Source organism: Microcoleus sp. PH2017_24_DOB_U_A (genome assembly GCF_020738205.1).
GTDB lineage: Bacteria > Cyanobacteriota > Cyanobacteriia > Cyanobacteriales > Microcoleaceae > Microcoleus.
In genome coordinates this window covers 5,626-13,052 of record NZ_JAEQCT010000185.1, presented here as the reverse complement: position 1 = coordinate 13,052, position 7,427 = coordinate 5,626, and the positions used below count along the sequence as shown (strand labels likewise).

The window sequence follows — 7,427 nt, the reverse complement described above, 5'->3', positions numbered from 1 at the left end:
TTATTCCTGTAGTTTTAGGACTGTGGACTAAAATTACTAACGTAGATGTCTAACATTGACTACTTTTGGGTAGCTTTGTCCAGGTTTTTACGAGCGGTTTCTTGTCCCCATTCGTAAGAAATATTAATGTCATGTGCTTGACAATTTATACAAAATCAGCTATATAAAATCTTCAATCTAAAATCTAAAAAATCTTCAATCTAAAATCTAAAATTTAAAATCTAAAATAAAATTCCCTCCCCCGCCCTTGGGCTAATAAAAATCTGATTTGTGGCGGGCTTTCCCAAATAGGTTAAGATCGCTGCAAACCGAGATTTATTTACCAAAGGGAGAGAGAGGGTGCGATCGGGAAGACAAGTTTTAAATTAAATCAAGTCCGCCCAGGTTGTCCGACTTCAAAGAGGCAGTTTAGCCTTTCCAGTCTTTCTCAGATTGTTCGAGCACGTAGGTTGCTACATCCTCGATTTGGTCTGGCTTCAAGCGGCCACCAAAAGCAGGCATAGCATTTTTGCCCTTAGTTACCTGAGTCGTAATAGCTTCGATAGAATTCATGCCATACTTCTCAAGAGCGCCTTTTTTCAAGGTTTTCATTGCCATAACGACGTTCCCGCCACCGATGTGACAAGCAGAACAGTTGTTGCTGAAGATTTTAGATCCTTTAACAGCATCTCCAGCCAGAGCAGGGCTGCCGAAGCCGAAAGTGAAAATTGTGAACGCTAACAAGGCGATCGATAAGAGTCTTTTCAACGCAGTTCTCCTCTAATGGACAGACAAAGGGTGATTCTTTAGTTATTTTACCTGTTTTAACAGGCGCGATCGCGACTACACGCACGATTGCTTTCTCCCGAGTAATTTACCACTTTTTGGCAGTGGCAGTTCAACTCTCAAAATTATCCACGCCCCAGCCTGGAGCTTTCTGAGCCGCCCGGATCACAAAAGCAGCCAAATTTTCAACCTCAGTCTGTGGCATCCAGCTTTCGGGTACTTGGCGGCACCAAAAAGTTTCCTCACTGCCGTCATAAGTCATCGGCTCTCTCAGATATGACACCAAACCATTGATGTTGCTGCGAGGAGGCGTTGCCCCCTGGAGATCTGCCAAAGACAGAGAGATCATCGGATCGGGCAAAGTTGCTCCTCCGACGTGGCAATTCATGCAATTTTGCTCGAACAAAACCTTGCCGACAGACAAATCCTGAGCTGAAAACAACCGAGTGTGTCCCTCCGTGTCCAATTCCAGTGGTACAGGTTCGCTAACTTTCAAATAGCGAGTTACATAAGAATCGCCAGCAGCCAAAACAGGTTGAGGAGCCAGCAGCAGGAGCGGCAAAATAATTAACATCCCCAACAGAAAGCAGAGAAAAACACCACGATGCATCATAAAGGCGTAGAAAAGTCAATAATCCACTAACATTTGCTCGTACAATCGAATTTTTTTTGTTGCGCTCTGACTTTCGTCAGTATCAACCAGTCCGCTAGCTCAAGTCAGCGAGTTCGACTGGGGAGAATCAATCAACTAGAAGTAAATTTGAGATTTCAGATTTTCGATAGAAAAACGGCGAGCCAGCAATCCTTGCCAAATCCCAGCCCCTCTCAATCCAAAATCCAAAATCTCAAATTTCAAACTAATTAACGAGCGCCTTTGCCACCAGCCCACTGGCGGGAGATAATTTTCGGCTGCAACAGAATGTGACCGGCAATCGCGTACAAATCTTCATCGGAGAGATTTCTCATCTCAGCGAAAATATCGGCACTCTTCATGCTCGGATGCAGTTCCGAAATTTCTTGAAACCCGTCATAAGTCGTGGGATTTTTCATATAGTCCACCAGCGACTCAATATTATTGCGGGGTGGGTTGGCCAAAGCTAGAGTTTCGGGACTCAAATTGAGGTTGGGGTCAGTTTTTGTCATGCCGGAAGCGTGACATTGAGCGCAAGTATTTTGGAACTGGCGTTTGCCTTGCTGGACTTGTTTGAGGCTCAGCACTACTGGAGTGCCCTTGTCATTTAAAGTTACAGTGCGAAGCTCAGCACTCAGTTCGACAGCCATCGCGCTGCTGACAAATAACTGAAATGTCAAGAATACAGCGGTCAGAGCAATGAAATATCTTTTAAGCATGGTTCTCCTTAAAAAAATCCGGCAAATTATTGAACGCTAAGAGAGTATAGCTGGCAAACAGATTTCTGTTCAAAATTCCTTTCTTTGGTGACAACTGGCGAAAGTTTGTGCAGCCATACCTTTAAAGGTAGAGGAATTTTGCGATCGATCTAATCTGCAATTCGTTTTGAGTCGCGCCTTTTTTCGAGAGCGGACATAATTGCCTTAACATCTTCCAAAGCCAAACGGGTTTGAGGGTGTTTGTAGGCAATTTCCAGCTCATCACACAAGCGGAGCACGTCTTCAACAGGGACGTTGAAGTCTTCTGCTATTTCTGCGATGGACAGGTCTGCAAAACCCATAATTTTCAGGTCGCTGACGGATCAGAATTGAGTTGACTGCTGTTGAATGAAAGCTGGACAATTTAACAAAGCGCTGTTAGCTGTCATAAAAAATATTCGGTAAGTGGGAAACTCAGAGTCTTTAGACCTGAGAGGAAAACGACGGGCGCGGTTTCAACCGCCTTGAATCCCCTTTCGGGGTTAGAGGGGTATGGTTGCCCCTCTGTGGCTTGTTAGACCTGCAACACTGTTTCAGTGACTTTAAAACTGTTTAATTGCAGATGACAGAGCGGAAAACTGGCGTCGCATTCTCCGGTGTCGTGACCTGAATAACGTCTCCTCGCGATCGAGGGGTCTGGTCAGAACAGCTTGTAATTTCTTACAAGCTCAGTGGCGTTGATTCCCTGAGTTCCTGACCTGATAGTTTGTTCTGAGATTTTGTGCGATCGCCAGCTAACTAATCACTAATTAACACTAAGCATTTTTGCTCAGCCAAGCTTCCCACTCCATCAACTTCCAACCAATATCATCCCATTGCCGCGTCTTTATTATCAATAGGACTTGGGCGCGCAGGACTAAAAACCCCGTATCTGCGTGCATTTCTCGCTACCAAACTTCATGTTTTTCGTAGAAACCACGGTTTTTGGGGAATTCCTCTGACATTTTCGTCTTTGGCGGACTCACCAACAGACGGGGCGATTTTCCATTTTTCGATTTGAGATTTACTCCACAGGTGTCTTATGGGGCTTGAACTTTGGTCGAAAATTTTGATCGGTTCGCCACAGGAGTCATCCGGCGCAGCAGCTTAGGGAGAAAGCTTGAAAGCGTGAGTCGGTGTCGCCACAGCGTGGTGGCTTTCGGTAGCATCGTGGGCGGGGAATTCCGAGTCTGCCAAGAAAGGCTGGGGCTGGTGGAGGCTGATGAGTCCAGCCAGAGTTTTCTTTAATTGAGTTCGGGGTACGATCAAGTCTACAAAACCGTGGGCGAAAGAGTATTCGGAAGTTTGATAATTTTCCGGCAGCTTTTCGCGCAGAGTTTGCTCGATTACCCGGCCGCCCGTAAAGGCTACAGTAGCTTTTGGCTCTGCAATTATAATGTCTCCTAACATGGCAAAACTGGCGGTGACGCCCCCGGTGGTCGGGTGGGTCAAAATTGGGATGTAAAGCAGTCTCGCTTCCCGGTGACGCTCTAGAGCCCCGGAAATTTTAGCCATTTGCATCAGGCTGAGCATTCCTTCCTGCATTCTCGCACCGCCGGAAGCGCAGACAATGAGTACGGGTAAGCGTTCCCGCGTGGCGTGTTCGATGAGGCGAGTCAGTTTTTCTCCGACAACTGAGCCCATGCTGCCGCCGATGAACTGAAATTCCATGACTCCGAGGGCAACGGGCAAATTTTCGATTTTGCCGATGCCTGTTTCTACTGCGTCTAGGTGGCCTGTTTTTTCTTGAAATTCTCGCAGTCGATCGCTATACTTTTTGCGATCGCGAAATTTCAGCGGATCGGTGGCGTGCAGACCTCCGTTAAGGGGCACCCAGGTATTGGGGTCGATCAACTGCTCGATGCGATCGTCACTGTAAACTCTGATATGATGCCCGCATTCCAAGCAAACCATTTGATTTGCTCGCAGGTCTTTGGTATAGCTAAGGGCATCGCAAGCTGTGCATTTATTCCAAAGTCCGTCCGCAATTTCTCGTTCCGGCCGTTCTTGGGAATTCGGTACTGATTTTCGTCGATTTGCAAACCAATCAAATAGAGACATTAAAACTTAGGAATTGGTAATTGGTAGTTGGTAATTGGGAATTGGTAATTGGGAATTGGGAATTGGTAATTGGTAATTGGGAATTGCCATTTGTCATAATATCAAGTCCGCACTACAGAGGAATTATACTATAGACTGCCCGATCGCGCTGAACTACGAATGTCTCGCGTTCCCCCTGCTGGACGCTCGCGCTGTACTCTGAAGGTTATTATTCCGATGCTCGTCTCAAAGATATCAATTATCTACTATTGACTATTGACTAATGACTAATGACTAATGACTAATAACTAATCACTCTTATTCTGGCTCATCTTCAACAGGACTGATGAGCAGCGACGCAGTGCGCTGGTGTTGGGGAAGAACTTGCAAAGCTGTAGCACTTCCAGCCCCAAAATAAGATGCTATACCCAAGTCTACAATTCGAGCCGGGATTTGATGAGCCGCCAGGAGCTGCTGCATTAATTCGGCTTCCCAACGAAAGCTAGTGGTTTTGAGTGTAATCCAAGACACGGGATAATTTTACCAATTTGTCAACTACCCATCATCAAGCGGGGTACCGCTATGATGTGGGCTTGTATCTGAACTCCACCGCAATTCCGAAAACCTAGATAGAATCTCAGCTTTAGTTTCACTGCCCGATACATTAGGGGATGCTGACAAGCTCCCCGTACTCATCCAGTCTTGCCGGACAAGCAACGCTCTCATTGCAATGTTTCGTGCACCAACCAAATCAGCGTGTAACTCGTGACCACAGCATTCACAGCGAAACAATAGCCCTTTGTTAGGTCTATTAGCATCCGAAGTATGTCCACATTTAGGACAACTCTTCGATGTATAATTTGCCGGAACTTTAGTTGCTAACGAACCATTTAGATGGGCTTTGTAGTCAATATAGCCGTGCAATTCGGCAAAGGACCATTTCGCCTTATTTCTATTAGATCTACGCTGCTTCTTGCTAGTCTTTTTCCCGGATTTAGACTTAGTTCTATCCCTAATTCCGGTCAAGTTTTCTAGTCCAATCAGGCTGTTAGGCTTGGCAATTTCCTTGCTAATTTGGTGGTTCACGTCAGCGATAAACCGTCTTTCTCTTCCTGACAAAGCGATTAGTCTGCGCTTGGCCGAACGAGTGCCTTTACGCTGAAGAGTTGGTCTGGCTTTGTGATAACGGTTGGCTTTGTGTCTCGGGTCTTTTCCTGAGTAGAATTTCGACTTGTTTTGTAAGTCTGTTTCTACTGCTAAGTAGCGCATACCCACATCAACACCAGAAACTCTGGTTATTTTTAGTGGGTTAATTTCAGGTACTTCTACTTCAATACTTACCATTAAGTAGTAAGTCTTAGAAGAACGCTGATAGACGATTTTGGCTGCCCCAATCTTGGCACCATTGGCAATCAAATCTAGATGCTTGTTGTAGCCATCATACGGGACTACTATTCTACCTTGCAGCGTGATAATACTCACTTGCTGTTCGGCTTTAAAAGAGTAGTCCCGCTGATAATTTAAGGTACAGGTTCGAGAAATGTATTTAGGGGGTTTGTCCAACCCTTTGTACCGTCTCTTGGTATAACCTTTGGCAATAGCATCGTTAGATTGTTTTACCTTAGTCCAAAGAGTTTTGTAGGTTCCAGACACTTGTCTGGGTACGTTGCAAGCCATCTGAGCACCGAGTCCAAAACGAACTCGCAACTCGTTGTAGACGGCTTTTTGCAACTTCAGACCGTTACTGGTTTTACCCGTATCAAAAGCGACTTGTGAAGTATAGTTCAAAGCATCTCGGTAGGCTAAAGCAATCTGAGACACCAAAGCTTTTTGCTCGGCATTCAGGTTGAGTTTTAACTTGGCGGTGATTATTTGAGGCATTACTTTCACTAACTCTGAAAATATTGTATCTCGTGAATACGGCAAAAGCAAGTGGTGTGGCAGAAATAATTTGTACAGCGAGTCGACCGCCCCGAACCCTCCGATTTCTAAAGCTACCGATTTGGTTTGGGGCGGATCTCTTCACTCACGCGCATTCCTCCCGACGCTCACCTGGAAGTAGAGCGCGGGACTCCTGCTGATTTAGTTGAACTGATATTATGTTCGATCGCGCTCCCTAACCGTAGATCGCAAACCCTAATTCGGGAAAAAGAACTGCAAGTAAATAGATAAGATCGGTTCGCCCCAGAGAGCTGTAATGGCTGCACCGAGAGCCAGAAACGGGCCGAAGGGCATGGGTTGACGACGATCGAGCAATCCGATCGCGATCGCCCCACCACCAACCAAAGCCCCGGCTAAACAAGCGATAAATGTCGCTAGCAGCAAGAGTTTCCAGCCCAGCCAAGCTCCCATCAAGGCTGCTAATTTGGTATCGCCGCCACCCATAGCAGTCTGCCCGAAGCCGATCGATCCTGCAAGTCCGATCGCGTCAAACAGCCACAATCCGACAACTGCTCCCAAAATTCCGTCTAGTACCAGATAGTGCACGGAGTCGATCGGGCTAAATGTCGGCCACCAACCCTTGGCGATTTGGAAAACCAATCCGAGTATCAAACCCGATCGAGTCAAAGAATTAGGCAAAGTCATTGTATCGCAGTCTATCAAAGACAAAGCCAACAGCCAGCTAAACAAAGTCCAAAACCCCAGCGTTTGGACGCTTACCCCAAACCGCCAATAGATCAGCAAAAACAGCAAACCCATAGCTGCTTCCACCAGGGGATAGCGGGCAGAAATCCGACTGCGGCAGTGATTGCAGCGTCCCCGCAGCCACAGCCAACCGAACACGGGTATATTTTCGTAAGTTCTGAGTTGATTTAAACATTTGGGACAGCGAGAAGGAGGATGTATCACCGACAAACCCGCAGGCAACCGATAGATTACCACATTGAGAAAGCTGCCGATCGCTGAGCCGATGACAAAGACGATCGCGGTGACAAGGGTATTAAAGATTATTTCCATTAAGTTGTCTGTTGACTGTTGAATGTCGGGATTTATTAGTTGTTATTTGTTAGATTGTGTCTTGTAAATTACTAATCATCTTTGTAGTAACTAATCCAAATTCTCTGATTTTGATGCGGACTAAAGTCCTCACTACGAACCTGATTTTTCCAATTGTGCGATGTGTTATTATTTTAAGCTGTTACCAATCACTAATCACCAATTACCAATTACCAATTACCAATTACCAATTACCAATTACCAATTACCAATTACCAATTACCAATTACCAATTACCAATTACCAATTACCAATTA

8 protein-coding genes are annotated in these 7,427 nt (G+C 45.8%); all 8 read right to left on the bottom strand.

Features of this window, described 5'->3' with window-relative positions; all coding sequences use genetic code 11:
• Positions 1-408 precede the first annotated feature (408 nt).
• Positions 409-747, bottom strand: coding sequence for a cytochrome c6 PetJ (petJ, locus tag JGK07_RS32610; RefSeq protein WP_293186205.1), 339 nt, complete (start codon positions 745-747; stop codon positions 409-411).
• A 130-nt stretch (positions 748-877) separates the two neighbouring features.
• Complete coding sequence (gene psbV2, locus JGK07_RS32605; protein ID WP_293186207.1) at positions 878-1,378, bottom strand: photosystem II cytochrome PsbV2; 501 nt, start codon at positions 1,376-1,378, stop codon at positions 878-880.
• A 248-nt stretch (positions 1,379-1,626) separates the two neighbouring features.
• Positions 1,627-2,115 carry a photosystem II cytochrome c-550 gene (gene psbV, locus JGK07_RS32600; RefSeq protein WP_293186209.1) on the bottom strand — a complete coding sequence of 163 codons (489 nt, stop codon included), beginning with the start codon at positions 2,113-2,115 and terminating at the stop codon, positions 1,627-1,629.
• Positions 2,116-2,264: 149 nt separating this feature from the next.
• On the bottom strand, positions 2,265-2,456 hold the full coding sequence (locus JGK07_RS32595) for a translation initiation factor IF-2 (RefSeq protein WP_293156461.1): 192 nt from the start codon (positions 2,454-2,456) through the stop codon (positions 2,265-2,267).
• Positions 2,457-3,240: 784 nt separating this feature from the next.
• Positions 3,241-4,194, bottom strand: coding sequence for an acetyl-CoA carboxylase, carboxyltransferase subunit beta (gene accD / locus JGK07_RS32590; RefSeq protein ID WP_293186211.1), 954 nt, complete (start codon positions 4,192-4,194; stop codon positions 3,241-3,243).
• Positions 4,195-4,491: 297 nt separating this feature from the next.
• The gene (locus JGK07_RS32585; RefSeq protein WP_293186213.1) at positions 4,492-4,704 is read right to left on the bottom strand and encodes a hypothetical protein; all 213 of its coding nucleotides are present in this window, start codon (positions 4,702-4,704) and stop codon (positions 4,492-4,494) included.
• 24 nt (positions 4,705-4,728) lie between these two features.
• Complete coding sequence (locus JGK07_RS32580) at positions 4,729-6,054, bottom strand: transposase (protein ID WP_293198909.1); 1,326 nt, start codon at positions 6,052-6,054, stop codon at positions 4,729-4,731.
• A 255-nt stretch (positions 6,055-6,309) separates the two neighbouring features.
• On the bottom strand, positions 6,310-7,131 hold the full coding sequence (locus JGK07_RS32575; RefSeq protein ID WP_293186217.1) for an A24 family peptidase: 822 nt from the start codon (positions 7,129-7,131) through the stop codon (positions 6,310-6,312).
• Between the last annotated feature and the right edge of the window lie 296 nt (positions 7,132-7,427).